Genomic DNA, 24,253 nt, shown 5'->3' with positions numbered 1-24,253 from the left:
GGAATGGGGATGTCCTTAGAGATCTCAGGCATCGGAGTCGTGCCCGGACGGGTCATCGCCCCGGCGCTGACCATGCCCGAACCCGTGTCCGCACCCGTGGCGAAGCCGGCCCCGGCCGACACCGAGGCGGAGGCGAACAGAATCTGTGAAGCCTCGGCCGCCGTCCACGCCGAACTGCGTGAGCGGGCGGAGACCGTCACCGGAGACGCCCGCGACGTACTCAAGGCCACCGCACTCATGGCCAAAGACCCCACCCTGGTGAAGACGGCGATCAAACGCCTGTCCGACACCGACGCGGAAACCGCAGTCTGGACGGTGGCCGCGGAAACCGCAGCCCAGCTGGAGAAGCTCGGCGGCTATATGGCCGAACGCGCAGCCGACGTCCTCGACGTCCGTGCCCGACTCGTCGCCCACCTGCGCGGAGTGCCGGCACCCGGCATCCCGCACTCGACAGAGCCGTTCGTGCTCATCGCCACCGACCTCGCTCCCGCCGACACCGCGACGCTCGATCCCGAGCTTGTGATCGGACTCGTCTGCGAAGAGGGCGGGCCACAGAGCCATACGGCCATCCTCGCCCGATCGCTGGGCATTCCGGCCGTGGTTGCAGCCACCGGAGTCCGCGAGATCACCGACCGCACACCCGTCTTCGTCGACGGCGGTGCGGGCATCCTGCGCACCGAACCCGGAGCGTCGGAGACTGAACTCGTCGAAGCGTGGGTGGAGACGGCCGGACGGCTGCAGTCCTTCACGGGACCCTGTCTGCTGGCAGACGGCACGCGGATTCCGCTGCGTGCGAATGTCGGCGACGGCGCTCAGGCACGGGCAGCGGCGGCCGCCGGTGCCGAAGGTGTCGGACTGCTGCGCACCGAGTTCTGCTTCCTCGATCGCGACACCGAACCCAGCGTCGAGGAACAGGCCGACGCCTACGGGCAGGTGTTCGCGGCCTTCGACGATCACAAAGTCGTCGTGCGCACTCTCGACGCCGGAGCCGACAAGCCTCTGCCGTTCCTCACCGACTCCGATGAACCGAACCCGGCCCTGGGTGTACGCGGATTCCGGACCAGCCGCAGGGCTCAGGGAGTCCTCGAACGTCAGCTTGAGGCGATCGCGCTGGCCGCTTCGAAGCATGCGGTGACCGTCCACGTCATGGCTCCGATGATCGCCACCGCGGAGGAGGCCCGGCAGTTCGCAGAACTCGTCCGTGCGGCAGGACTCCCCACCGCCGGTGTCATGGTCGAGGTCCCCTCAGCGGCGCTGCAGGCCGCCACGATCCTCGAGGAAGTCGAATTCGCGTCCATCGGCACGAATGATCTCACCCAGTACGTCATGGCCTCCGACCGCATGCTCGGCGGTCTGGCCGAACTCAGTGACTCCTGGCAGCCGGCAGTCCTGCAGCTCATCGGCATGGCCGCCGCCCAAGGAGCTGCGGCGGAGAAGTCGGTGGGCGTGTGCGGAGAGGCCGCAGCCGATCCGGCATTGGCCGTCGTGCTCGTCGGTCTCGGAGTCACCAGCCTGTCCATGGCGCCCCGAGCGCTGCCTGCCGTCGCCGAGGTGCTGTCCGGTGTCTCCCTGGAGCGGGCACAGCAGATCGCCGGCAGTGCACTTGCGGCGCGCAGCCCGAGCGAGGCGAAGGCCGCGGTGCGAGCCGAGCTGCCGATCCTCGACGAGCTCGGGCTGTGAGTCCGGCCGTCGGGGGAGTGACCCCGTGACATACTCAGCACCACCACAGACACCACCAACAGGAAACGCCGAAACACCGGGCAGGCCGAACCACGGCCGGTCTGATCAGGAAGGACAACTCATGGCAGAGACCATCGCAACAGTCGGAAGCACCGTCGGCCTGCACGCCCGTCCAGCAGCACTGCTGGCCGAGGCCGCCGCAGACTATGACCTCGAGATCACCATCGCCTTGGAGGGAGAACCGGCCGAGGACGCCCTCGATGCGGCCAGCGTGCTCTCCCTCATGGGCCTCGGCGCGGAATACGGTCAGAAGGTCGTTCTGCGCGCCGAGGGTGACGGAGCCGACGAAGCACTGGCCGACCTCAAGCAGCTCATCGAGACCGACCACGACGCCGAAGGCTGAGCGGCACACCCGCGAGGAAGCGGCGACCGGTCCGCTCAGTCTAGACTGATCGAATGTCCGCCTCCCTGCTGCCCCCTGACTCCGCCGCCGCCCACCGCAGCCGGGACCTGCTGGCGGAGTCCCCACAGCTGATCGACATGCCCGGCCTGCCGCAGGCCCGGATGCTCATCGACTACGTCATCGGTCGTCGCTGCGGAGCCCTCGACGTCTCGGGCCGAGACACCGAAGGCACCTTTGTCGCCGCCGAACTCTCAGCCGAGGTCCCCGAGAACCTCATCCTCGTCGACGATGCGCACGGTCTGCAGGCGACCCTGCTCAGCCGTCTGACTCAGGTATGCACATACAACGACCGTCTCGACGAGGCACGGACCTTGGCCGCGACGGTCGAGTCCCTGGCCGGAGCCGGCGAATTCCCCGGGGAGGCCGTCACCGAGGCGGCCCCCGTACTGGCGGTGAGCGAGCTCAGTGAGATCGCGGGACTGGCCGAACTCGGTGTGGGGGAGACGTGGGCCGTCATCAACGCTCCGAAGGCGACGAATGCGCTCACCGAGACGATCGCGGTGCTACAGCCATTCGTGAGCATTATCATCGTCATCGGCCGCAGCGATGCGATGAGTCGCGGCCTCAACAAGGAACTTGCCCGCGGCTTCGGCCGAGTCGATGTCTCGCCCGGGGTCGGCAAGCACCGGATGATCATCGGCAGCCGTCCCCTGTCCTCGCCGAGCCTGCCGGAGTTCCCACGCCGCGGGGTGATCTCCCGTCGCGGCGTCGGCGAGTTCGAAGTCCGTGCACATGGGGCCTGCTTCTCCGGGACGAAGAGCGATGAGGGCTCGGCGCTGCTCATCGACTCACTGCTGGGACTGCTCGACGACGAGGCGCCGGAATCCGTGCTCGACCTCGGCTGCGGCAACGGCTGGCTGCTCACAGCAGCGACGCGGGCCTCGGGAGCGAATACGGGACTCGGCATCGATGTGTCGAAGGCGGCGGTCGCCTCGGCGAGGGCCACAGCGGAGGCGAACGGAGTCGACGTCGACATCATCCTCGGTGATGCCGCGGACCGGGAAGAGCCGGCGCTCGCGGACCTGGGCGAATTCGACCTGGTCCTGCTCAATCCGCCGTTCCATCAGGGAACGACCATCGAGACAGAGACGGCCGCGGCGCTCATGGCCACGGCCGCGAAGCATCTGGCTCCGGGCGGGCAGGTGCTCACGGTGTTCAATTCGCACCTGCGCTACCGGGATCGGCTCGAATCGATCATCGGACCGAGTCGGCAGCTGGCCCGGAACAAGAAGTTCACGGTCATTGCCAGCCGCCGCGGCTGAGATCTCTCGGCAGCTGTGCGATCGGGACGGCAGGTGGCCGTCCCGACCGCACAACCTCACCGACGATTGCGGCGATAGATCCGCCAGGTGCTCACCTGGTCCCAGATCACGATGATCCAGATCGCGATGACCGTGATGATCTGCTGGATGTCGGCGTTCGCGGTGTTCGTGAGCTCGGGGTGGAGGACCGGCTGAGTGAGCAGCGCGATGGTGAGGAAGACGGCCATGGCGACGTCGACGATTCCGCCGATGAGGGCCACGGCCGGTTTCGCCGAGGCGGTCGTGAACTTGATGATCTCGACGGCGGCCATGAGGGCAAGGAAGGCCCAGTAGCCGACCAGCCAGCCGACGCCGAGGTCGGGGTTGATGAACGTCTCCCCATCGTTGAGGTGACCGACGTAGAGCAGGGTCGTCGGGATGAGCGGGACGGATGCCAGGGCGACGATGAAGACCAGCCCGAGGCCTGCCTCGGCGCGGATCTGTTTGCCGTGGGAATCGCGACGATCGAGGTCATCGACCGTCCACGTGCCCGGTTGTCGTTTCTGCATCGCTTCGGCCGCACCGCCGTCCGTTCCGCGGTCGCCGAGGCCGATGATGATCGTGATGGCGGCGAAGGCGGTCAGCAGGGCGATGACCGTGTTGCCGGCCGTCTTGCCGATGATCTCTCCGATCTGGACTTCGGGGGAGACGGCGATGGTGGTCACGACGTTTGTGAGAACGGCGAGCAGGCCGACGATGGGCAATACCCAGCGCAGCGACCAGATATAGAGCGGGTAGGAATTGGGCCCGATGAGGTGCTGCGGGGAGTTCGAGTACTCCCGAGACAGCGCGACGGGATCACCGAGCTCTTCGAGAACCTCGCGTTCGATGGCGGCCGTGCGATCCGGGGACGCGGCCGCATCCTCGCCGAGGCGGGCTTCGACCATGTCGTCGATCGTGGCGGTGATCTCGGCGGCGATGTCGGGACGGGAGTCTTCAGGCAGGTGGCGGGTGACGTTGTCGACGTAGATTTCGGTGAGCGCACTCATGGTGTTCCGTCCTTCCAGAGCTGGGTGATGCTGGAGTTGAGTTCGAGCCAGTGGCTGTGCAGTGCGGCGGCGACTTCGGCGCCGCTGTCGGTGAGCGTGTAGTACTTGCGGGGGCGGGCTTGTTCGGTATTCCATTCGGCCGTCAGCAGGCCCTGTTTCTCGAGCCGTCGCAGGAGGGGGTAGAGGGTGTTGGCCTCGGTGGTGATGCCTGCTTCGGTCAGCGTCGTCAGCAGCGAGTAGCCGTACTGCGGCCGTCGACAGGCGACGAGACTGGCGAAGACCACGGTGCCGCGTCGCAGCTCCTGTTCGTGTGTGGCCAATGCCTTCTGTGAGTCCTCGTTCATGCATCACACGATAGTGTGTGACACACACTATTACAAGAGGAGGGGTATTTTTCGCTGCGGCCCAGTTTCGGGTGAGCAGCCCATGTTTGAACCTGGGCTGCCCACCCTGAATTGGGCTATTCGCCAAAGAGGCGGCGAAGGCATCGGCAGGTAGTCTTGCTTCATGAGTGCGAGAAAATGGGTGCTCTTCGACATCGGGGGAGTCTTGGAGGTCGTCGATGATGACGCCTGGGGTGCGAGGTTCCAGTCGCGGTGGCAGGAGCGATCAGGATTCGGTCTCGAGGAATATCGGGCGCGGCTGATCGCGGCGGAGCTGCCGGATATCTCGCGCCGTTCGAACCTCGAGACCGAGTATTGGACTCGGACCGGGCGGGCTCTCGATATGGAACCAGCAGAGGCCGAAGCCATGCGCGCCGAGATGTGGAACGAATACTGCGGCAGGCTCAACGTTGAGCTGTTCGACTATGCAACCGAGCTCCGTTCGAGTGCCGGGGTGGCGATCCTGTCGAACTCGGTGGACGGGGCACGTTATGAAGAGGAGCGCCGGTTCGGGTTCAGTGCAGTCTTTGACCCGATCCTCTACAGTCACGAAACCGGTCTGCTCAAACCCGAACCGGAAGCATATGAGAATGCGCTCGAGCGGATCGGTGTCGATGCGAGCGACGTGTTCTTCATCGATGATCACGAGATCTGCGCCGAGGGTGCTCGTGCCGTGGGCATGAACGCGATCGTGCACCGCGACAACCCGTCGACGATCGAGGCGATCGAGACGTTTCTTCGCGGGGCTGCGTGAGCGGAGCCGCCGTCGTTGCCGTTCGGCCCCGACTCAGGCGATCGTGGCTTTGCTCAGTCGTGCTGTGCGGCTTCCGGCTGATCCGAATCGACGGCGAGCTCCGAAGGCTGGGTGCGGAAGCTTCAATCCGCGAGGTCAAGCGTCGGTGTCGGCTTCCGGAAGCCCCGTGTGACGAATGCGAGGTAACCGACTCCGAGGATCAGCCAGATAGCGCCGATGAGCAGAGTCCGTGGAGACAAGCTCGTCCACAGCCACAAGGTTAGGCAGAATCCGATTCCCGGCAGAACGATGTAACTCAGAACAGCACGTGAACCACGGTTCTTCTCGTCGATGATGAAGTGTTTGATGACCGACAGATTCACTGCTGAGAACGCGATCAGAGCACCGAAGCTGACCATCTCCGATATGAATGCGAGGTCGACGGCGAGCGCAAGCAGAGAGACTCCGCCGACTGTGAGAGTCGCAATCGTGGGTGTGTGAAAGCGCGGTGACAAGCGGCCGAAGTAGCTTTTCGGGAGCACGCCGTCTCGACCCATCGCGAAGAGAATGCGTGAGACTGATGCCTGCGAGGTCAGAGCTGAGCCGCATGCTCCGGCGACATAGGCGGCGGTGAAGAAGGCGGTGAGGAATTCGCCGCCGGCCGCCGCCATGACGTCGAGCGCGCCTGAATCGACATCGGCGAACTGATTCGACGGGTAGACCAGCTGAGCCAGGTATGAAAGAACAATGTAGATGAGGCCGCCGGTGACAGTGGCGATGACGATTGCGCGGGGGACTGCTCTCTTCGCGTCCTTGGCTTCCTCGGACAAAGTCGAGACCGCATCGAAGCCGAGGAATGACAGACACAGTATCGCTGCGCCGGCCATGACATTGTCGAATCCGGGTGCCGAGCCGTCACCGGTGAATGGGGCGGTGAGGTCGACAGAACCGGATCCGGTGAATGAGGCGATGCCGAGCGCGGCGAAGACAACGATGAAGATTGCTTGAGCAGCGATGATGACGATGTTGGCCCGTGCAACGGAGACGATTCCGATGACGTTGAGGACGGTGACGAGAACAATGGCAGAGACCACGAAGACCCACGCCGGGACCACGGGGAAGGCCGCACTGAGGTAGATGCCGATGACGAGATAATTGATCATCGGTAGGAACAGGTAGTCAAGAAGCAGTGCCCAACCGGCAACGAAGCCGATTCCGGCTCCGAAGCTCTTCTGCGTGTACGTGTATGCCGAACCGGCGAAGGGCATCGCCCCGGCCATCTTCGCGTATGACCTGGCGGTGAACACCATTGCCAGCAAGGTGATGATGTAAGCGGCTGGGACGCGACCGCCGGTGATCTGAGTAACGATTCCGTAAGTCGTGAAGACCGTCAGCGGAACCATGTAGACGAGGCCGAAGAAGACGAGTGAAGGTACCCCGAGGGCTCGTTTCAAGTGGGTCTCGGCGGTGCCCGGGGCGGTGACGGTGTGATTGGAACGGGACATCATTGTCCTTTCGATTCAGTCCGCTGAATGGACGGCTACGCCGCGCAGGTATGTGCGGCGAACTGGGGTTGCAGACAGTTCCTGTGGGAGCAGTTTCCGAGGATCCGTACCGAGAATGATGAAGTCGGCGCTCGCACCTGGACGGATCACTCCCCACTCTTCGGATCTTTGGTCTGCAAATGCTTGGTGGGCCACCGCGGCCGAATAGGCGTCGAGAGAGCGTTCGATGTCGAGGATCTCTTCGGGAGTCCACCCGCCGTCGGGCTCACCGTCGTCGGTCTGTCTGCTCACGGCAACGGCGAGACCCTCGAGTGGTGCCCCTGAAGTACAGGGCCAGTCCGACCCGAACGCTAGGTGCCCGCCGCTGTCGAGGACACTGCGCATCCGATATTGGGCCACGGCGCGTTCTCTGCCGATCCGGGGGACGGTGAGTACCGTCATGAGGTCATCGAGCTGAGCCCACAGAGGCTGCATATTCGCGATGACGCCGAGTTCAGCAAAGCGGGACAGGTCGGCAGAGTCGATGATCTGGGCATGTGCGATCACCGGCCGCCGATCACGGGCTCCGTTGTGCCGGATTGTGTACTCGATGGCATCCAATGCCTGTCGAACGGCCGCGTCGCCGATGGCGTGGATGTGGATCTGAAACCCTGCCGCGTCGACCTCGCGAACCGCTTCCGCCAGCGAATCTCCTTCCCAGACTCGCATGCCGTGGTTGTGAAGGGAGGTGCAGTAGGGCTCGATGAGTGCACCGGTTTCGTTCTCGATGACTCCGTCGGCGAAGAACTTCACGGTCCGAGCGGTCAGGAATGGATCCGAAAGTTCCTCGATCCTTTGGCGCGCAGAAAGCATTTCGGGCAGTTGTTGCGTGAAGCGGCGGGGATCGGCGTAGAACGCGAGATTGAATCTCAGTTTGAGCCGATCCTGCTGAGAGGCGGACACATAGGTCTCGACATCGGCTGGTTCCACCCACGCGTCCTGGACCCAAGTGACGCCTCGAGCGAGGTAATATTCGGCTGCCCGATCGAGAGCGCGGAGTCGGACGGATTCGTGGTGCGGCGGACGAAAAGCATCGATCAGATCTACCGCACCCCATTCACGCAGAGTGCCCAGCGGTGAGCCGTCGTCTCGGCGAGGAATCTCGCCTATCTGCGGTTCCGGGGTTGCGGCGGTGATCCCTGCCAGTTCCAATGCTCGAGAATTGCACCACACGGTGTGGTAGTCCCAGGCACGAAGGACGACCGGTCGGTCGGGCACGGCCCTGTCGAGCCATTCGGCGTCGAAGAGACCGTCACGTACGAGGCTGCCGTCATATGAAGCACCAGTGATCCAGTCGTCGTCAGGATGCGCCTCGGCGTACCGTTCCACTTCGGCGATGATCTCTTCGACGCTCGTGCACGATCTCACCTGTGGGCCCTCTGCTTCCATGCCACCGAAGATCGGATGAGCATGGCCGTCGCCGAAGGACGGCATGAGGAACCCGCCATCGAGGTCTATTGACTCAAGCTCTGCGCCGTCGTGGCTCGAAATTTGATCGAGGACGGCCGCCACCGCATGTGAACCAGAGGCAACGACAGTGCCGTCTTGAACCACAAGGGAATCCTCAGTTCGGGCGCCGGCGCCCAACCAGATGATGCCGTTGTGGAAGTGCTGAATCTTCATGGCCGTCCTCCTGCTCCAATGCGAGTGACCGGTGATTTCTGCGCTGTGACGAACAGTGTTCGTGCGTGACTGGGAACACGATACACTGCTCGAAAGGTGGAAGGAAGTGCGAAATTGAGAGCGAGCATTCTGTGAGATTGAATCAGGGCCGGCTGGTTGATGCCGCGCTCGCGCTTGTCGACGACCTCGGCGAAGAGGCATTGTCGATGCGAACTCTGGCGGCTCGCGTCGACCGGCAGGTGTCCTCTCTGTACAACCATGTCTCCGGCCGAGGTGAACTCATCGAGTTGATGCGCGCGCGTATCGTGGCTGGAATCGACGTTCAAGTATTTGCTGGGATCGAGGGTTCGTCGGAGAGCGTGCCGTGGGACAGAGCTCTGGAGCTGTGGGCGCGGTCGTATCTCAGGGCTTTTGCCAACCATCCGAACCTCATCCGTTTGCTGGCCACGACCTCGATTCGAGACCTCTCAACGTATGAAATGTATGACTCCGTGATCGGTGGACTTCGTCGAGGGGGATGGCCGCAGGGTCAGACTGTGGCGGTGATGCGGTCTGTCGAAGCCTATGTCCTCGGTTCCGCTCTGGACATCGTCGCTCCGGTCGACCTCATCACTCAGGAATCGGCCGGAGACAGATTTGCGGAGATTCGAGGTGCGCTGGATCCTCAATTCGGCGAGAACTCGTCAGCGGTGGCGTCCTTCGAGTTTGGGCTGACTAGCCTGATCCAAGGTCTGAAGCATCGGCTTGAGGCTGTGTCGTGAGTCATTCGGCAAGGCTCGATGTCACACTCGACTCGTTCTGGGTGCGGGTCCGCAGCTGCATCCCCGACCTACCGGAGGCGATGCCCGAAGCATGGGCCTTCGGCGCGACTCCCGAGCATGCGGACGACCTCCTCGCTCTCGTGCTGGCTGGGACCAAGACCGGCACCGCCTCGGCGCTGTGGGACATCGAAGCCGATGACGAATCCGTCCCCGAGGTGGGTGAACTGAGCATCATCCTCGACGGACGTGGCCGACCGAGGGCCCTCCTCGAAACCACGGCGATCGATATCGTTCCGTTCTACGAGGTGACCGCCGAGCATGCCCATTCGGAAGGGGAGGGCGACCGAACCCTCGCCGCATGGCGCGAAATCCATGAGCGCTTTTGGCAAGAGCATGGTCGACGCGGATTTTCGACCGAGATGCCGGTCGTCTGCGAACGCTTCCGTTTAGTCTTCAGTGCTGACGGCGAAGCGCCCGTCAGCGTCTTCGGCGACGAATCACAGGAGACGAGCAGATGAACGAGACCGAATACTGGGGCCTCATCCACACGGAACGCGCGCGCCTGGCCGATCTGCTCACCACACTCGAACCCGCGCAGTGGGCGCTCGCCACTCTGTGTGCAGACTGGACGGTCGAGCAGGTCGTCGCCCACCTGACAGCCGCAGCCAACACCGGGAAGTGGGCCTGGACCCGCAGCATCGTCCGGGCGGGATTCGATCCTGCCAAACACAATGCGCGACTGCTCGAGCGCCGCCTCGGTGACTCACCAGAGGAGACCCTTGCGAAGTTCCACAGCTCGATCCCACTGACTATCGCGCCGACCAAAGACTTCCCGGCCTTCCTCGGCGAAGTCATCGTCCACGGACAGGACATCGCACGACCACTGGAACGCGACCTGACCCCCGACGCCGAGGCGACAGTCGAGGTGGCCCGATACTTCGGCTCGAAGGACTTCGCTGTGAACTCGAAGACCCTGGTCAAAGGGCTGAAGCTCAGTGCTGTCGACGCTGACTTCGAATCCGGAAGCGGGCCGGAAGTGACCGGTCGTGTCCTCGACCTCGTCCTGGCCATGGCCGGCCGGCCGGAGGCACTGACAGATCTGACCGGGAGCGGAGTCGCCGAGCTCCGGCGACGGATGGACTGAAACCTCAGCCGAATCCGACGACGCCGACCGTCACCAGGACGAATCCGAGCAATTGCAGCGAAGCGCGCACGATCTGGAAGACGTCCCACCGTCTGCGCATGGCGATGAAACCTGTGGGGGCGGTCTCCTCGGTGATCCGTCCCGTCCGGGAATTGATCGGGACGTTCCCGACGATCGTCACGACCAGAGCGACGCCGAGGCTGATTGCAGCTGAGACCAGCCAGACGTTGGACTCATCGATGGCAATGATGATGGCAAGCGCAGTCGCCGCGGTCATCCCCACCGGCATCACCCGGCCGAACGTCTTCAGCAGGCCCTTCTCCATGATGAGCTGATCGTCCGTCCCCAGTCGACGGATCACCGGGTGGACCAGGGCAGCCGACCCGAACTCCGCTGAGCCGACGAAACCGGTGACGAGGACCGCGGCCAATGCGACGGCGTCCATGGCCTCTCCTTCTAATAGGTAGTTCAACTATCCGTAATAGATAGTAGAGGTATCTGCTAAGGTCGAGCAAGATCAGTCACACAAAATTGCTGGCGGTGCCGGGAAGAGAGGGCGATGCAGGAGCCGACGGACAGACCGGAGATGAGGATGGCGGAGCTGTCCCGCCGTTCGGACCTCAGTGTGCCGACCATCAAGTACTACCTGCGAGAAGGGCTGCTGCAGCCGGGACGACGGACGAGCGTGAATCAAGCCGTCTACGATCGAACTCATCTCGAGCGGCTGCGCCTCATCCGGGCGATGACGTCGGTGGCCGGACTGCCCTTGGCGAAGGTGCGAGCCGTCGTCGATGCGGTGGACGGGCAGGCTTCGGAGATCGAAGCGATGGGCGTCACCCAGGACGCGCTCATCGGCGAGGCCGAGACGGACGATACGGCTGCCTCGGCGATCCTCGACCGTGCGATCACCGCGCGAGGATGGCGCTGCGCGACCTCATCGCCGGCCTATCGGGCGGCCGTGAACGCGATTGCCATGCTGTCCGACGAGGGCCTGACTCCGCTCCTCGAACGGCTCGACGCCTATGTCGAAGCGGCAGAAGACGTCGGCCGGACCGACCTCGACGCGATCAGCGACGCCGTCAGCCTGGAGGGGCGGATCCGCGGAGTCGTCCTCGGCAGTGTGCTGCGGACACCACTGCTCGAGGCGCTGGTCCTGCTTGCCCAGCAGCACTTCGCGCAGGACCTCACTCGCTCGGACGAGAGCTGACAGAGAACGGTTCGGTCTGGGCGACAGCCTCAGACCCATTGCTCCCATCGATCACAGTTGTGCCGGCTTCGCGTCGTAGGTGAGCCAGTTCGTCTTCGCTGCGACATCGTCATAGAGCACTTGAGCCTGAGTGTTGTCATCGGCGGTGATCCACCGGACCACCGAACAGCCTTCGGCTCCCGCAAGCGACTGCAGGTGCGCGATCAAGGCGCGTCCGGCACCTCGGCCGCGCGCCTCGGGATCGGTGAAGAGATCGTCGAGCCAGATGCCGACGCTGCCGGTCGAGGGACGCGAGAAACGACGATAGTCGGCGATTCCGATGATCGTTCCGGCCGCCTCGGCGACGAGTCCCTGGCACTCATGATCGGGATCGATGATCCAGCCCCATACGCGGGAGACGACCTCCTCGGACGGTTCCAGTCGGTAGAACTCGCGGTAGGCACGGAAGAGCTCCTTCCACCGGGTCTCGTCGGCCGGGGCGGCGGGGCGGATCGTCGGGGCCGGGAACGTCGTCATCGGCAGTCCTCTCACTCGGTTCGGTGCAGCACTGACCACATTACGTTCTCCGCATCTGTTCAAGCGGAGTTCCGGACGATGTGTGCTGAAAGTGTGCGGCAGATTCCGCACGGATCGTCCGGAACTCGTCGCATGCGGCTCACGAAGAGACAGAAAAAGGCCCCGGGGAGGAAGCGTGTCGACTTCCGCCCCGGGGTCCGTGGTACGCGAGAGGGGACTTGAACCCCTACGTCCGAAGACACTGGAACCTAAATCCAGCGCGTCTACCAATTCCGCCACTCGCGCTGAAGCGGCCACCCACGCGGCCACAACGTCCTCAAGATTAGCAGGGGCGGCCCGAGTTGCTGAAAACTCGGACCGCCCCGATGCTCAGGCCGCGATCGCGCCGCCGCCGCTCCCTGGGCAATGCGACGAAGTCGCAGTCGACTCAGGCAGCGTCGATGCCGAGCTCCTTGCGCACGCGGGCGACGTGCCCGGTGGCCTTGACGTTGTACTGGGCGAGTTCGACCTTGCCCTCGGCATCGACGACGACGGTCGAGCGGATGACGCCCTGGACGACCTTGCCGTAGTTCTTCTTCTCGCCGAAGGCACCCCACTCGGTCATCATCGTCTTGTCCTCATCGGAGAGAAGGTCGAAGTTGAGCCCCTCCTTCTCGATGAACTGCTGCAGCTTCTCCGGCTTGTCCGGGGAGATGCCGACGACGGCGATTCCGGCGGCCTTGAGTGCCGAGAGCGAGTCCCGGAAATCGCAGGCCTCGGTCGTGCAGCCCGGGGTCATAGCGGCCGGGTAGAAGTACACGACGACCCGCTGACCTCGGAAATCGCTGAGGCTCACGGACTTTCCGCCCTGGTTGACGAGGGTGAACTCCGGGGCGGTGTCGCCGACCGACAGACGTGACATGAATGCTCCTCCTGATTGGGGTGGTCTCCGACTTGGACAACCATTGCTGACCACCACTCTATTCCGTTGCCGGGCCCGATGCCTCGACCGATGTACGCAACCACCTCGACCGATCCTTTCGCCGAGGCGGCCCGCCGTCTCAGTCGACCCGTGCGATGGCCTGCCCGACCGACACGACGTCGCCGACGGCCGCCGACCGACGGAACGTTCCCGCCACGGGTGCTTCGACGCGTGTCTCCATCTTCATCGCCGAAAGCACGGCGACCCCGTCACCTTCTGCCACTGTCGCACCGTCGTCGACGAGGAAATCCACGAGGCTGCCCGGCACAGGTGCGGTGACATCCCCGGCGCTCGCCGAGGCGGCTCCATTGTTCCCGGCGGCACCGCCCTGACCGACGTTGCCCTGTCCAGCCCCACCGACCGAGCCGAGGGCGGCGAGCAGTCCGGCGGGTAATCCGATGGTGGTCAGCTTCCCGTCGATCTCGATCGACATGCGCTGCATCTGACCGTCGGCGACCGGGGCCGGGCGCTGCTGGGGCTCGAAGCGCGGCAGCAGCTCGGCTTCGATCCACTGGGTGTGGATGCCATCGACACCGGCGACGCCGAGACCGGTGAATGCCTCATCACGCAGGATCGCCAGAGAGCACGGCACCACGGTGGCCGGGCCCTCGACATGGAGCTCCTTCGCCGCTGTCACAGTGCGGGCGATCGCCTGCTCGCGGTCGGGGCCATGGACGATGAGCTTCGCGAAGAGGGAATCGAAGGCCGGCTGCACGGTGTCACCGGCACGCACACCGGAATCCCAGCGCACACCGAGGCCGCCGGGCACATCGAGGACATCGATGCGTCCCGGAGTCGGGAGGAATCCGCGGCCGGGATCCTCGGCGTTGATGCGCAGCTCGATCGCATGACCGACCGGCTGCGGGGTCGCCTCCAGTGACAGGCCGTGACCGAAGGCGATGCGGAACTGCTCGGCGACGAGGTCGACCCCGGAGGTCACCTCGGTGACGGGATGCTCGACCTGTAGCCGGGTGTTGACCTCGAGGAACGTCATGGTGCCGTCGGCGGCGAGCAGGAATTCGACGGTGCCGGCACCGCGGTAGTCCACCTCGGCGCAGATGGCTTCGGCCGAACGGTGCAGACGTTCGCGCTGCTCATCCGTCAGTCCCGGGGCGGGCGCTTCCTCGATGAGCTTCTGATTGCGCCGCTGAGCGGAGCAGTCGCGGTCACCGACGGCCACGACCCGACCCTGACCGTCTCCGACGATCTGGACCTCGACATGGCGGGGACGCTCGAGGAACTTCTCGACGAAGCACTCGGGCCGACCGAAAGCCTCGACGGCCTCACGGGTCGCCGATTCGAAGGCACCGGCTACCTCGGTCGGCTCGTGGACGATCTTCATTCCGCGTCCGCCGCCGCCGTGGGCGGCCTTGATGATGATCGGCAGTCCCGCCTCGGCGGCGAAGGACTCGACCTCGGCCGCGTTCTCCAGGGGACGGTCGATGCCCGGCGCCAAGGGGGCACCGACCTTCTGCGCGAGCTGACGGGCCGTGACTTTGTCGCCGAGGGCCGTGATCGTCTCCGTGGTCGGGCCGATCCAGATGAGCCCGGCGGCTTCGACGGCGGCGGCGAAATCGGCGTTCTCGGACAGGAATCCGTACCCGGGGTGGACGGCATCGGCGCCGGCGGACTTCGCGGCGGTCAGGATCGCATCGATGTTGAGGTAGGTCTCACCCGCCGAAGTCCCGGGCAGGGCGAATGCTTCGTCGGCAAGGCGGGCATGCATGGCGTCGGCGTCCTGATCAGCATAAACAGCCACCGAAGTGTGGCCGTGCTGGGCGCAGGCGCGGATGATGCGGACGGCGATCTCGCCGCGGTTGGCGATGAGGATTCTCGACATTGTTCAGCCTTCGTTCTCGTTGGTGCGGGGCCCTGCAGCGGTGCTGGACGCCTCGGCCGAGTGGGCGTTCGGCGTCGGTCGGGCAGAGGTGGTGAAGCGCAGCTTCACGCCGGGAGGCAGCTGCGCGGCGAGGTCGACATCATCGACACTGGCGATGATCGGATAGCCGCCGGTGAGCGGATGGTCGGGCCCGAAGAGCACCGGCTGACCGTTCGGCGGAACCTGCAGGGCACCGGTGACCGCGCCTTCGCTGGGCAGCTCGCCCGTGCGGGCACGTTCGAGTGGAACCTCACCGGACAGGCGCAGGCCCACCCGGTCGGATTCGTGGGTGACCGTCCACTCCTGTGACAGCAGAGTCTCGACCCCGGCCTCGGTGAACCAGTCCTCGCGCGGTCCCCGCGTCACGCTCAGCATCACGGTCTCCCCCGGCTGCGGAAGATCCCTTGGCTGCGTGGGATTGGGATCGACGAGGTTGGGCGCCGTCCGCGGATCGTGCACTCCCACCGTGGTGCCTTTGTCCACAGCGGCCGGACCGAGCCCGGCCAGGGTGTCGGCGGAGCTGCTGCCGAGCGCCGTGTCGACATCGATTCCACCGCGGATGGCGAGATACCGCCGGACTCCGCGCTCGGCCGGGCCGAGTTCGAGTTCGTCCCCGTCGGCCAGGGCAAAGGCCTCGCCGAGGCGGGGCGTGAGAACCGTGCCATCGGCAGCGGTCACGGTGATCGTTCCGGTGGCCCCGGTGACCGCGGCGACGCCGTCACCCGCTGAGCGCAGGAGCACTCCGCCGCCGAAGCTCTCCAGCCCGGCAGCAGACTCGGCATTGCCGACGAGACGGTTGGCCGCGGTCAGCGCGGAGCGGTCGGCGGCACCGGCGGCGGAGACGCCCATCGAGGCGAAACCTGGTCGGCCGAGATCCTGGATGAGCAGCTGCAGCCCGGGACGCAGCACCTCGAAGGAATGGGAGGCCGCTGCCGCCGAATCGGATGCCGAATCCGCTGCTGAATCCACCGCAGAATCCGACGCCGCACCTTCCGCACCTGGCGAACCCGAGAAACCTGAGGCACCCGACCTCGCACTCGAGCCCGCGACCTCGACGATCTCCCGCCCCGCCTCGGCGAACTTCACGATCGTGCCGGGTACGAACAGGGCCGGGGGCTGGCGATCGAGATCCCACAGCTTCGCATCGGTGCGTCCGATGAGCTGCCAGCCGCCGGGGGAGGAGCGCGGGTAGACACCGGTGAACTCACCGGCCAGAGCCACCGAGCCCACGGGCACACGCGTGCGAGGGGACGATCGGCGGGGAACGTCGAAGAGCTCGTCGTCACCGGCGAGGTAGCCGAAGCCGGGAGCGAAGCCGGCGAACGCGACCTGCCAGGTCGCGGCCTGGTGGCGGTTGATCACCTCGGCGGGGGAGACGGAGAGGAGGTCGGCCACCTCGGCGAGGTCGTCCCCGTCGTAGCGGACATCGATCGTGACCTCCCGGGCCGTGTCCGAGACCGACTCGGTGTGCCCGAGCCCGCGCACCGCGTCGGTCAGCGTCTCGGCACTCGTGCGTGCGGGGTCGAAGCTCAGCAGCACTGTGCGGGCGGCCGGGATGAGTTCAGTGACGCCGGGCAGATCAGCGGCTTCGAGGCTGTGGTGCAGGGCCATCGTCGCGGGCAGGTCGGCGCACTCGACGAGGAGGTGGCGCCTCGAGGCGGTGTGGAAGGTCAGGGTGCTGGCCAGCGGGGTCGAGATCATTGGCGGTAGGTGTCTTCCGGCTCGTCGGTGATGAACATCTTCCCAGGTGAGTGTGTGATCGCGAAGGGAATTCCCGAGGCCTGGATGGCTGCCTGCGGGGTGACTCCGCAGGCCCAGAACACGGGAATGTCGCCGTCGTGGATGACCGGGGCGTCACCGAAATCGGGCGCGTCGAGGTCAGCGATGCCGATCTGGGACGGGTCGCCGATGTGGATCGGGGCACCGTGGACGGCGGGGAAGCGGTCGGTGATACGCACCGCCTCGGCGACCTGGGATGCCGGGATCGGACGCATGGACACGACCATGTCGCCGCTGATCCGACCGGCCGGGGCGCACGCGGTCGACGTGCGGTACATCGGCACATTGCGGCCGGCTTCCTGGTGGCGGATCGGGATGCCGGCCTCGGTGAGCCCGTTCTCGAAGGTGAATGAACAGCCGATGAGGAAGGACACGAGGTCCGGATGCTGCTCCCAGACTGAAGTGGCGTCGGTGACTTCGTCGGTCTGGGCGCCGTTCTCCCAGATCCGGTAGCCGGGGATGTCGGTGCGGATATCGCTGCCCGGCGCCAGCGCGGATGCCAGCTGTCCGGGTTCGAGGACGTCGACGACCGGGCACGGCTTCGGGTTGCGCTGGGTGAAGAGGAGGACGTCGAAAGCCCAGTCCGCGGGGACGGAGATGAGATTCGCCTGGACGAGTCCCGGCGCCATCCCCGAGGTGGGACCGTCGAATCCTGCCCGGATGCGTGCGCGGGCTTCCGCACCGGCAGCCCCCATCGTGTCCATGGCAGAGGTGCCTGTGGGGGTGGCGGCGCTCATCGTTCGGCTCCGGCGAAGGCGGCGATCGTGACGCCTTCGGATTCGAGGAGGTCACGGGCCGCCCGGGCCATGTCGATGGATCCCTGGCTGTCGCCGTGGAAGCAGATGGACTGCGCATCGACGTCGACGAGGCTGCCGTCGATGGCTTCGACCTGTCCGGTCTGGACGAGGCGCAGGACGCGGGAGGCTACGGCCTCGGGATCGTGGAGGACCGCGTTCGGCTCCGACCGGGAGACCAGGGAACCGTCGGGGTTGTAGGACCGGTCAGCGAAGGCCTCGGCGGCGACGGTCAGCCCGGATTCGGCGGCGACGCGGTTGGCCACGCTGCCGGCGAGTCCGAGGAAGACCAGCGAGTCGTCGATGGCACTGACGGCATCGACGACGACCTTCGCCTGCGCCTCATCGTGGACGATCGCGTTGTAGAGGCCGCCGTGGGGTTTGACGTAGGAGACATCTCCGCCGACGGCAGTGGTCAGGCCGATGAGGGCACCGATCTGGTATTCGACCTGGGCCTGCAGGGTGGCTGCGGGCACGTCGAGGGCGCGACGACCGAAGCCTTCGTAGTCGTCGTATCCGGGGTGGGCACCGATGGCGACTCCGCCCTTCGTAGCGGCGTCGACGGTTGCGCGGATGCCTTCGGGATTGCCGGCGTGGAACCCGCAGGAGACGTTAGCACTGGTGACGAGGCCGAGCATGGCCGCATCGTCGCTGACGACGCGGTCGGGCACGTTCTCCCCGAGGTCAGAGTTGAGGTCGATTCTCAGTTCGCTGTTGACAGACAATGTCATCCTCCGATTCCGATCATGGCGAAGATGGGGCCGACGGACTGTGTGGCCGTGTACCACGTGACCAGTGTTGCTGCGGTGCCGATGATGAGCAACCACTTCGGGTACGAATCCGTGCGTAGCAGGCGCGGGCGGAACCAGCCGATGTACATGAAGATCGTCAGACCGATCGGCAGGATGAGGCCGTTGAAGCCGCCGACGAAGACGAGCAGAGTGGCGGGTGCCGTGCCGAGGGCGAGGTAGACGATGAGTGAGACGACAATGAAGGCCACGGTCGCCAGCTGCAGCGGCCAACCGCCCGCGAGGCGCGTGGAGAACGCGGAGAGGAAGGTCGCCGAGGTGTAGGCGGCGCCGATGACCGAGCTCAGTGCCGCGGCCCAGAAGATGGCGCCGAAGATGCGCATTCCCGCCTCGCCGAGGACTGCTGCGAAGGCCTGACCGGCGGGGTTCGCCACGCTCGAATCGAGGTCGAGGGCGACTCCGGAGGCGACGACGCCGAGGATGGCGAGGAAGAGGATGTAGCGCATGACACCGGTGACGATGATGCCCGACAGCGCCGAACGCATGACCGAACCGGCGTTCTCCGGGCCGGTCTTGCCCGAGTCGAGGTAGCGGTGGGCACCCGAGTAGGTGATGTAGCCGCCGACGGTGCCGCCGACGATCGTGGTCACGGTGGCGAAGTTGATGGTGTCGGGTGCGATCGACTGTCTGAGCGCCTCACCGACGGGCGGGTTCGAGACGATGGCGACGATGCAGGTGAGGATGATCATCCCGATGCCGAGGACGAGGACGACGGTGTCGACGACCTTTCCGGCGCGTTTGAACAGGAAGATGCCGATCGCGAGCACGCCGGTGAGCAGTCCGCCGAGTTTCGGGTCGATGCCCAGCAGTGCGTTGAGGCCGAGCCCGCCGCCGGCGATATTGCCGATGTTGAAGGCCAGTCCGCCGATGACGATGAGGATGGACAGGAGGATGCCCGAACCCGGCACGGCCGAGGAGGCCAGCTGGGCCGCGCGCTTGCCCGAGGAGGTCACCATCCGCCAGATATTGAGCTGGATGGCGATGTCGATGAGGATCGAGGCGAAGATCGCGAAGGCGAAGGCCGCCCCCATCTGAGCCGTGAAGGTGGCCGTCTGGGTGATGAAGCCCGGACCGATCGCCGAGGTGGCCATGAGGAAGATGGCCCCGACGATCGCGCTGCGGCTGATCTTCGAGCCGATCTCACTCGAGGCATTGGCGCGTCCCGACGCGGTTGCGTCCGACGAGCTCGATTCCGGCGGTTGGGATTCCGGTGCGTGTGACATGGGAGTCTCCGACTGTCTGGTGGTCATGAGTTCCTTCGCGTGTGTCGATGGGGTGAGGACAGCGATGTCTGTGTCCTGGCACACGTGAAGTGGTAAACAATCTAGCACCTATTGTTGAACAAACATAGACGGGGGTCACATTTTTCTTCGTGAGATTGTGGACGGACGGATGGGAGTTTGCGGTGTCGGTTCAGTAGGATGGAGAGGTGAATCACGATTCGTCCCTGGTCAACAGGCTCACTGACCGTCTCATCGCGGGAGAGCTGCGCCCCGGTGAGCGGCTGTCCGAAACCGCGCTGGCGAAGGAATTCGATGTTTCGCGCAATACCCTGCGCGAGGCGTTCCGGGTCCTCGGTGAGCAGGGCTTGGTCACGCATATCCCGCACCGAGGCGTCTCAGTGGCGTCACCGAGCACCGCCGATGTCGTCGACATCTACCGGGTGCGTCATCACGTCGAGTGCTCTGTGCTCGAGCACGCCCCGCGCAACCACCCGAACGCCGTGAGGATGGAGGCGGCCGTCGACGCCGCCGAGAAGTTCGCCGCCGAAGAGAACTGGCTGGAAGTCGGCACGGCGAACATGGGGTTCCACAATGCCGTCGTCTCGCTGTCGGACAGCAGGCGGTTGATGCGGTCGTTTGCCAATGTGCTCGCCGAGCTGCGCCTGGCCTTCCTCAAGGTCGAGGTCCTCGACTTCCTCCATGCGCCTTTCATCGAGCGCAACCGCGAGGTGGTCGAGATCTATCGCTCTGATGGGCCGGGGGCCGCCGCTGCCAGGCTTGCCGTCTACCTCGGGGATTCGGAGAGACAGGTTCTCGGTGCCTACGCCCGCGCGGGACAGGACTGAACCGGGCCCTGCCCGTGCCGAGAGCCGCTCGTCCTGCCCCTGACCGGAGCCGAATCTGCTGGCAGCCCACCTGAAGTCAGACAGCACAGTTTCAAACATGGGCTTTTCGACTCAAACGGTGCCGCCGCCATCCAAGGGCCGGACCGTGCGGCTCGCGAGTGGTCCCCAACCAGGACGCCGCCGCAGCAGGTGCAATCCGGCGAATCGGTCCACCCTGCTCTGGATGGCACATGGAGGAACCTGGTGACGTGAGAGCAGGGTGAACCGAACTTGAGAGCAGGGTGGGCCGACAAGGGTGAATGCGAAAGAACCGCCTCCGACGTGATGTCAGAAGCGGTTCTCAGTTCTCTGTGCACCCCCCGGGACTTGAACCCGGAACCCACTGATTAAGAGTCAGTTGCTCTGCCAATTGAGCTAGAGGTGCGTGCCGCGCTTCCTGCGCAACGAGAATTAATATTACTCAGGTGTCTGCCGATCATGCAAACCGAGATCGGCCCATATTTGATTTTGTGATGAAGGTCGCAAGCCCCAGGTCAGATACCCGATCAGATAGCGGCCAGTCCCTACAGGTACATCCCGGAACTCGACTGCTCGGCCGGTTCGGAGATCGCGTGGACGTCGCGCTCACGCAGCAGCACATACGCGCGTCCCTCGAGCTCCACCTCGGCGAGTTCCTCAGGGTCGTAGAGGACGGTGTCGCCGAGGTTGGCCTGCCTCACATGCGGGCCCGCGGCCACGACCTTGCCCCACACGAGGCGTCTGCCCATGCTGGCGGTGGCGGGAATGACGATGCCCGCCGAGGATCTGCGTTCCCCGGCTTCCTCGCTGGGTTCGAGCAGGATCCGGTCATGGAGCATCCGGATCGGAAGTGCGGCATCAGCCACGCTTGCGACCGGAGAGTCCGACGACGAGGGCGGCCACACCGAGGACGGCGCCGGCGCCGAGTGCGATGATCTCGGGCTTGGGGGAGCCGTCTTCCTCGACGACCTCGGACTTCGCCTTGTTAACGGCGCGCGTCGCCAGCACCTTCGGGTGGATGCGGCCGACGAGCTCGTCGATGTTCTCGGCGATGCGCTCTTCGCGCAGTCGGATCGACTCCGCGAGCTGCGCGGTTGTCGCCTGGTCGACGGTCACATCTGAGGTGTAGACGTTGTCAGTCATCGGGTCGAGTCCTCCCGGTCGAGAATGCTTTGCTGCGTCTGTGACCTTGTGCCACAGTGCTTCGCTGTCCAGCTTAGCGGCTGGGCACTGCGAGTGTCAGATATCGGCCGCGGTTCGACGGAATCTTACGATCTCGACGTTCGCGTCGGCGGGCATCGCCGGGTAGTGGCCGCGGAGACCGGGGATATACCGCTCCACCCCACCCGGGCGGGTGAGGTCGAGATCCTCAGGCTCCAGTTCGTCGAGTCCCTTCACCATCACCGAGGCGACTCCCACGGGAAGCGTGCCATGCTCGGTGTTCTCGAAGTACGCCAGAGATGACCTGACGGCAGCGTCCGCACGGGGCCAGCACTCCTCGTGTTTGGTTCCCGACTGCGACGATCGTGACCAGTGGGCCGGCATTCGCGGCTGCGGCGGCACCGATCGCGACGAGCTCTGCGCAGGGGCCGCCGGTGACGTGGAAGACACTGACTCCGGTGTGGATGCGCCCGGCGGTGTCCATCGCGGCAGCGGCGACGGTGTGGTTCTCATTGTCCCCGAGCCCAGCGGTGAGCTCTTCGGCAGCGGCGATCATACGCAGTTCGGAGTCGAAGAGCTCCATTCGGCCTCAGTCCTGTTTTCCGCGGCGACCCATGAGGTAGATGATGAACCCGACCGCGGCCATGCCGGAAGCGGCGAGGACGAAGACGGGCCAGGAGCTGACGATCGTGGAGATGATGGATTCGCCGAACGAGGTCGCCGGATTCTGATTGGCCCGCGGAGACGGCTGATCTCCACCCGTGATGAGATCCGTATCGTCTTCGGGTGCCGGCTCCTCGGGGTTGCGTGGCACCGGGTCCGAATAGTCGGGGCGTTTGGTGTTCTCACCGTCACCGGGCAGCCATTCGTCACCGGCGTTGCCGGGAATGGTTTCGCGTTCGTCGTCCGGGGAGCCATTGCCGTTCGACGGGTCGGGGGTGGTGCCGTCGGCGTCAGAGGCTCCGACCGATGAACCGGTACCGTCCTTGTCCGAATCCTTCTCTTCGTCCTCGTCGGAATCCGAATCGGAACCCGAGCTGTCGGAATCGCTGCTGCGAGAGCCGTCGGAGCCCGAAACGGTGTCGGCGTCGGATTCTCTGCCGCCGGAGTCCGAGTCGCCCGAGGCGTTCGCACTGTCATTCGATCCCGAATCCGACGAGGTGCCGCCATCGGTCGAGGTGGCGCTGTCATCAGAGGTGTCGCTGTCCGACGACGCCCCGTCCGTGCCGGCGTCGCGGTCGCTCGTGGAGCCGTCGTCGGAGGTGACACCGTCCTTGTTGGCGGTCTTGCCACCACCGGTGTCGCTGTCGGAAGTGTCGCCGTCGGACGAGGTCGACCCATCCGCCGTCGGAGCGGGATCGCTGTCTGTCGAACCGTTCTCATCGGCGCCGGCGGTCGAATCGGCGGAGGACGAGCCATCCGGGTCGCTCGATGCTTCGGCCCCGTCGTCGTCGGGGTACTGCTGACCCTCGGCGACGATCTGGCCCTCGTCATCGACCGTGAAAGTCCATTCGGGGTTCGGTCCGGAGGGAGCGAACTCCTCGAAGTCCATCGCATCGGTCTGACCGTCGGCAACGATCTGACCTTTGTCATTGAAATGGTATTCAGTGGGTGCTGCTGCAGCGGTCGCTTCTGCAACGGACTGCCCGCTGTCGTCGGTGTCCGAATCATTCGCGGCCGAATCAGCGGCATCGCTGGTGGAAGACTGTGCGGGAATCCGCTTCATCGCCTGTTCCGGGGCTTCGAAAGACTTTCCGACCCAGCTCTTCGGCAGGGTGCCGGCGCCTATTTCCTGGTCGTTGGCCGGGACGGACAGTTGATGGCCGACGTTCTGCCATTCGGCGGTGAGTTCACCGTCGATTTCGCACGGTTCGTCCGAGGTCCACTCCTGGTCCTTGCAGGCCTTGTCACCGTCTTCATCGGGACCCGGAACTGAGTTGTCGTCGGTCACACCCTCGACTTCGGTCACACCATTGTCGGCGCTGCTCGAATCGGCGTCGGTGGCGTCCACGCTGTTTGCCGTCGAATCTGCGTCATCACTTGAAGCGGAATCTGTTCCCGCAGAAGCACCTGCCTCGGAACTCGTACTGGCGTCGGCCGTGTGGGTGGGACTCGGCTGGGCGAGTGCGGGAGAGAACGTCGCCGAGATCGGCAGTGCTGCCAGGGCAAGCGCGGCGCCGATTGCGGCGGCTCTGCGGCTGAACCTGAGTGAGACTGGCACTACGTTCCTTCGCGGTGGGGATTCCGACTTCATTGGGTCAAGGGGACATGACGTTCAGACACATCGGGCACTATCCTAATGTCTCGGCCAGATGTGTTAAAGCCATAGGCGTGTTTCGCCGTGCCGCGGGATCCGTGACAGAGCGGCGGTCCGGGGCCGACGATCCGCTACCGAAGACCTGTCGCCGACGTTCCCCACCGGGAACCGGCGACCTCTGCC

25 protein-coding genes and 2 tRNA genes are annotated in these 24,253 nt (G+C 65.1%); 9 read left to right on the top strand and 18 right to left on the bottom strand.

What is annotated here, in order from left to right; all coding sequences use genetic code 11:
* Positions 1-9: 9 nt before the first annotated feature.
* The 3 genes from ptsP to AD89_RS0110570 all read left to right on the top strand — a co-directional run bounded on the left by ptsP (position 10) and on the right by AD89_RS0110570 (position 3,405).
* Entirely contained in the window at positions 10-1,680 is a 1,671-nt protein-coding gene (gene ptsP, locus AD89_RS0110580; protein ID WP_025778674.1) for a phosphoenolpyruvate--protein phosphotransferase, read from the top strand.
* Between the two features lie 121 nt (positions 1,681-1,801).
* A complete protein-coding gene (locus AD89_RS0110575) occupies positions 1,802-2,083 on the top strand; it encodes an HPr family phosphocarrier protein (protein WP_025778672.1) in 282 nt (93 codons plus the stop codon).
* Between the two features lie 53 nt (positions 2,084-2,136).
* Positions 2,137-3,405, top strand: coding sequence for a class I SAM-dependent methyltransferase (locus tag AD89_RS0110570; protein WP_025778670.1), 1,269 nt, complete (start codon positions 2,137-2,139; stop codon positions 3,403-3,405).
* Positions 3,406-3,461: 56 nt separating this feature from the next.
* Here AD89_RS0110570 and AD89_RS0110565 read toward each other — a convergent pair whose 3' ends face one another.
* Positions 3,462-4,433, bottom strand: coding sequence for an HAAS signaling domain-containing protein (locus tag AD89_RS0110565; protein ID WP_025778668.1), 972 nt, complete (start codon positions 4,431-4,433; stop codon positions 3,462-3,464).
* On the bottom strand, positions 4,430-4,777 hold the full coding sequence (locus AD89_RS0110560) for a PadR family transcriptional regulator (RefSeq protein ID WP_025778666.1): 348 nt from the start codon (positions 4,775-4,777) through the stop codon (positions 4,430-4,432). Before AD89_RS0110560 ends, AD89_RS0110565 begins: the two co-directional genes overlap by 4 nt.
* A gap of 163 nt (positions 4,778-4,940) precedes the next feature.
* Between AD89_RS0110560 and AD89_RS0110555 the strand changes: the two genes are divergently transcribed.
* Positions 4,941-5,570, top strand: a complete 630-nt coding sequence (locus AD89_RS0110555) for an HAD family hydrolase (RefSeq protein ID WP_231488581.1) — start codon at positions 4,941-4,943, stop codon at positions 5,568-5,570.
* Positions 5,571-5,692: 122 nt separating this feature from the next.
* Here the strand turns inward: AD89_RS0110555 and AD89_RS0110550 are convergent, their stop codons facing one another.
* Positions 5,693-7,054 carry an APC family permease gene (locus AD89_RS0110550; protein WP_025778662.1) on the bottom strand — a complete coding sequence of 454 codons (1,362 nt, stop codon included), beginning with the start codon at positions 7,052-7,054 and terminating at the stop codon, positions 5,693-5,695.
* 15 nt (positions 7,055-7,069) lie between these two features.
* Entirely contained in the window at positions 7,070-8,716 is a 1,647-nt protein-coding gene (locus tag AD89_RS0110545) for an amidohydrolase (RefSeq protein WP_025778660.1), read from the bottom strand.
* Positions 8,717-8,847: 131 nt separating this feature from the next.
* Here AD89_RS0110545 and AD89_RS0110540 point away from each other — a divergent pair, with 131 nt between their 5' ends.
* The 3 genes from AD89_RS0110540 to AD89_RS0110530 all read left to right on the top strand — a co-directional run bounded on the left by AD89_RS0110540 (position 8,848) and on the right by AD89_RS0110530 (position 10,621).
* On the top strand, positions 8,848-9,477 hold the full coding sequence (locus AD89_RS0110540) for a TetR/AcrR family transcriptional regulator C-terminal domain-containing protein (protein WP_025778658.1): 630 nt from the start codon (positions 8,848-8,850) through the stop codon (positions 9,475-9,477).
* 80 nt (positions 9,478-9,557) lie between these two features.
* Positions 9,558-9,995 carry an ASCH domain-containing protein gene (locus AD89_RS0110535; RefSeq protein WP_081770434.1) on the top strand — a complete coding sequence of 146 codons (438 nt, stop codon included), beginning with the start codon at positions 9,558-9,560 and terminating at the stop codon, positions 9,993-9,995.
* Complete coding sequence (locus tag AD89_RS0110530; protein ID WP_025778654.1) at positions 9,992-10,621, top strand: maleylpyruvate isomerase family mycothiol-dependent enzyme; 630 nt, start codon at positions 9,992-9,994, stop codon at positions 10,619-10,621. Before AD89_RS0110535 ends, AD89_RS0110530 begins: the two co-directional genes overlap by 4 nt.
* A gap of 4 nt (positions 10,622-10,625) precedes the next feature.
* Here AD89_RS0110530 and AD89_RS0110525 read toward each other — a convergent pair whose 3' ends face one another.
* On the bottom strand, positions 10,626-11,066 hold the full coding sequence (locus AD89_RS0110525) for a DUF1772 domain-containing protein (protein WP_025778652.1): 441 nt from the start codon (positions 11,064-11,066) through the stop codon (positions 10,626-10,628).
* Positions 11,067-11,213: 147 nt separating this feature from the next.
* On the opposite strand from AD89_RS0110525, the gene AD89_RS0110520 reads away from it, so the two are divergent.
* Positions 11,214-11,828, top strand: a complete 615-nt coding sequence (locus AD89_RS0110520; RefSeq protein WP_025778650.1) for a MerR family transcriptional regulator — start codon at positions 11,214-11,216, stop codon at positions 11,826-11,828.
* A 51-nt stretch (positions 11,829-11,879) separates the two neighbouring features.
* On the opposite strand, the gene AD89_RS0110515 is transcribed toward AD89_RS0110520, so the two are convergent.
* From AD89_RS0110515 to AD89_RS0110480, 8 genes are all read right to left on the bottom strand, one after another.
* Positions 11,880-12,344: a GNAT family N-acetyltransferase gene (locus AD89_RS0110515; protein WP_025778649.1), complete on the bottom strand. Its 465-nt coding sequence runs from the start codon at positions 12,342-12,344 to the stop codon at positions 11,880-11,882.
* A gap of 200 nt (positions 12,345-12,544) precedes the next feature.
* Positions 12,545-12,629 (bottom strand) — tRNA-Leu (locus AD89_RS0110510).
* A gap of 142 nt (positions 12,630-12,771) precedes the next feature.
* Entirely contained in the window at positions 12,772-13,245 is a 474-nt protein-coding gene (gene bcp / locus AD89_RS0110505) for a thioredoxin-dependent thiol peroxidase (protein ID WP_025778647.1), read from the bottom strand.
* A 139-nt stretch (positions 13,246-13,384) separates the two neighbouring features.
* Entirely contained in the window at positions 13,385-15,145 is a 1,761-nt protein-coding gene (locus AD89_RS0110500) for an acetyl/propionyl/methylcrotonyl-CoA carboxylase subunit alpha (RefSeq protein ID WP_025778646.1), read from the bottom strand.
* 3 nt (positions 15,146-15,148) lie between these two features.
* Complete coding sequence (locus AD89_RS0110495) at positions 15,149-16,885, bottom strand: carboxyltransferase domain-containing protein (RefSeq protein ID WP_081770430.1); 1,737 nt, start codon at positions 16,883-16,885, stop codon at positions 15,149-15,151.
* A complete protein-coding gene (locus AD89_RS0110490; RefSeq protein ID WP_025778643.1) occupies positions 16,882-17,700 on the bottom strand; it encodes a putative hydro-lyase in 819 nt (272 codons plus the stop codon). The genes AD89_RS0110495 and AD89_RS0110490 overlap by 4 nt, the downstream gene beginning before the upstream one ends.
* The gene (locus tag AD89_RS0110485) at positions 17,697-18,488 is read right to left on the bottom strand and encodes a LamB/YcsF family protein (RefSeq protein ID WP_197021740.1); all 792 of its coding nucleotides are present in this window, start codon (positions 18,486-18,488) and stop codon (positions 17,697-17,699) included. The genes AD89_RS0110490 and AD89_RS0110485 overlap by 4 nt, the downstream gene beginning before the upstream one ends.
* Entirely contained in the window at positions 18,485-19,816 is a 1,332-nt protein-coding gene (locus tag AD89_RS0110480) for a divalent metal cation transporter (protein ID WP_025778639.1), read from the bottom strand. Before AD89_RS0110480 ends, AD89_RS0110485 begins: the two co-directional genes overlap by 4 nt.
* A 179-nt stretch (positions 19,817-19,995) precedes the next feature.
* Here AD89_RS0110480 and AD89_RS0110475 point away from each other — a divergent pair, with 179 nt between their 5' ends.
* Entirely contained in the window at positions 19,996-20,634 is a 639-nt protein-coding gene (locus tag AD89_RS0110475) for a GntR family transcriptional regulator (RefSeq protein WP_025778637.1), read from the top strand.
* A gap of 351 nt (positions 20,635-20,985) precedes the next feature.
* Here the strand turns inward: AD89_RS0110475 and AD89_RS0110470 are convergent.
* The 5 genes from AD89_RS0110470 to AD89_RS0110445 form a co-directional block, all read right to left on the bottom strand.
* Positions 20,986-21,058: transfer RNA gene (locus tag AD89_RS0110470), tRNA-Lys, on the bottom strand.
* Between the two features lie 139 nt (positions 21,059-21,197).
* Entirely contained in the window at positions 21,198-21,518 is a 321-nt protein-coding gene (locus tag AD89_RS0110465; protein ID WP_025778635.1) for a GroES family chaperonin, read from the bottom strand.
* A complete protein-coding gene (locus tag AD89_RS0110460; RefSeq protein WP_025778633.1) occupies positions 21,511-21,795 on the bottom strand; it encodes a DUF3618 domain-containing protein in 285 nt (94 codons plus the stop codon). The genes AD89_RS0110465 and AD89_RS0110460 overlap by 8 nt, the downstream gene beginning before the upstream one ends.
* Before the next feature lie 226 nt (positions 21,796-22,021).
* Complete coding sequence (locus AD89_RS18460; RefSeq protein WP_025778631.1) at positions 22,022-22,396, bottom strand: cytidine deaminase; 375 nt, start codon at positions 22,394-22,396, stop codon at positions 22,022-22,024.
* 6 nt (positions 22,397-22,402) lie between these two features.
* Positions 22,403-24,034, bottom strand: coding sequence for a hypothetical protein (locus AD89_RS0110445; protein ID WP_025778629.1), 1,632 nt, complete (start codon positions 24,032-24,034; stop codon positions 22,403-22,405).
* Between the last annotated feature and the right edge of the window lie 219 nt (positions 24,035-24,253).

This window comes from Brevibacterium sp. VCM10 (genome assembly GCF_000583215.1).
Lineage (GTDB): Bacteria > Actinomycetota > Actinomycetes > Actinomycetales > Brevibacteriaceae > Brevibacterium > Brevibacterium linens.
This window is presented reverse-complemented; position numbering and strand designations above follow the sequence as displayed.

Excerpts from the sequence above, each read along its gene's own strand:
- AD89_RS0110555 (WP_231488581.1), top strand. The coding sequence starts at position 4,941 with ATGAGTGCGAGAAAATGGGTGCTCTTCGACATCGGGGGAGTCTTGGAG.
- AD89_RS0110460 (WP_025778633.1), bottom strand. The coding sequence starts at position 21,795 with ATGACTGACAACGTCTACACCTCAGATGTGACCGTCGACCAGGCGACA.
- AD89_RS0110545 (WP_025778660.1), bottom strand. The coding sequence starts at position 8,716 with ATGAAGATTCAGCACTTCCACAACGGCATCATCTGGTTGGGCGCCGGC.
- AD89_RS0110570 (WP_025778670.1), top strand. The coding sequence starts at position 2,137 with ATGTCCGCCTCCCTGCTGCCCCCTGACTCCGCCGCCGCCCACCGCAGC.
- AD89_RS0110515 (WP_025778649.1), bottom strand. The coding sequence starts at position 12,344 with ATGACGACGTTCCCGGCCCCGACGATCCGCCCCGCCGCCCCGGCCGAC.
- AD89_RS0110525 (WP_025778652.1), bottom strand. The coding sequence starts at position 11,066 with ATGGACGCCGTCGCATTGGCCGCGGTCCTCGTCACCGGTTTCGTCGGC.
- AD89_RS0110550 (WP_025778662.1), bottom strand. The coding sequence starts at position 7,054 with ATGTCCCGTTCCAATCACACCGTCACCGCCCCGGGCACCGCCGAGACC.
- AD89_RS0110565 (WP_025778668.1), bottom strand. The coding sequence starts at position 4,433 with ATGAGTGCGCTCACCGAAATCTACGTCGACAACGTCACCCGCCACCTG.
- AD89_RS0110495 (WP_081770430.1), bottom strand. The coding sequence starts at position 16,885 with ATGATCTCGACCCCGCTGGCCAGCACCCTGACCTTCCACACCGCCTCG.
- AD89_RS0110490 (WP_025778643.1), bottom strand. The coding sequence starts at position 17,700 with ATGAGCGCCGCCACCCCCACAGGCACCTCTGCCATGGACACGATGGGG.
- AD89_RS0110575 (WP_025778672.1), top strand. The coding sequence starts at position 1,802 with ATGGCAGAGACCATCGCAACAGTCGGAAGCACCGTCGGCCTGCACGCC.
- AD89_RS0110535 (WP_081770434.1), top strand. The coding sequence starts at position 9,558 with ATGCCCGAAGCATGGGCCTTCGGCGCGACTCCCGAGCATGCGGACGAC.
- bcp (WP_025778647.1), bottom strand. The coding sequence starts at position 13,245 with ATGTCACGTCTGTCGGTCGGCGACACCGCCCCGGAGTTCACCCTCGTC.
- AD89_RS0110560 (WP_025778666.1), bottom strand. The coding sequence starts at position 4,777 with ATGAACGAGGACTCACAGAAGGCATTGGCCACACACGAACAGGAGCTG.
- AD89_RS0110500 (WP_025778646.1), bottom strand. The coding sequence starts at position 15,145 with ATGTCGAGAATCCTCATCGCCAACCGCGGCGAGATCGCCGTCCGCATC.
- AD89_RS0110485 (WP_197021740.1), bottom strand. The coding sequence starts at position 18,488 with ATGACATTGTCTGTCAACAGCGAACTGAGAATCGACCTCAACTCTGAC.
- ptsP (WP_025778674.1), top strand. The coding sequence starts at position 10 with ATGTCCTTAGAGATCTCAGGCATCGGAGTCGTGCCCGGACGGGTCATC.
- AD89_RS18460 (WP_025778631.1), bottom strand. The coding sequence starts at position 22,396 with ATGGAGCTCTTCGACTCCGAACTGCGTATGATCGCCGCTGCCGAAGAG.
- AD89_RS0110520 (WP_025778650.1), top strand. The coding sequence starts at position 11,214 with ATGGCGGAGCTGTCCCGCCGTTCGGACCTCAGTGTGCCGACCATCAAG.
- AD89_RS0110530 (WP_025778654.1), top strand. The coding sequence starts at position 9,992 with ATGAACGAGACCGAATACTGGGGCCTCATCCACACGGAACGCGCGCGC.
- AD89_RS0110480 (WP_025778639.1), bottom strand. The coding sequence starts at position 19,816 with ATGACCACCAGACAGTCGGAGACTCCCATGTCACACGCACCGGAATCC.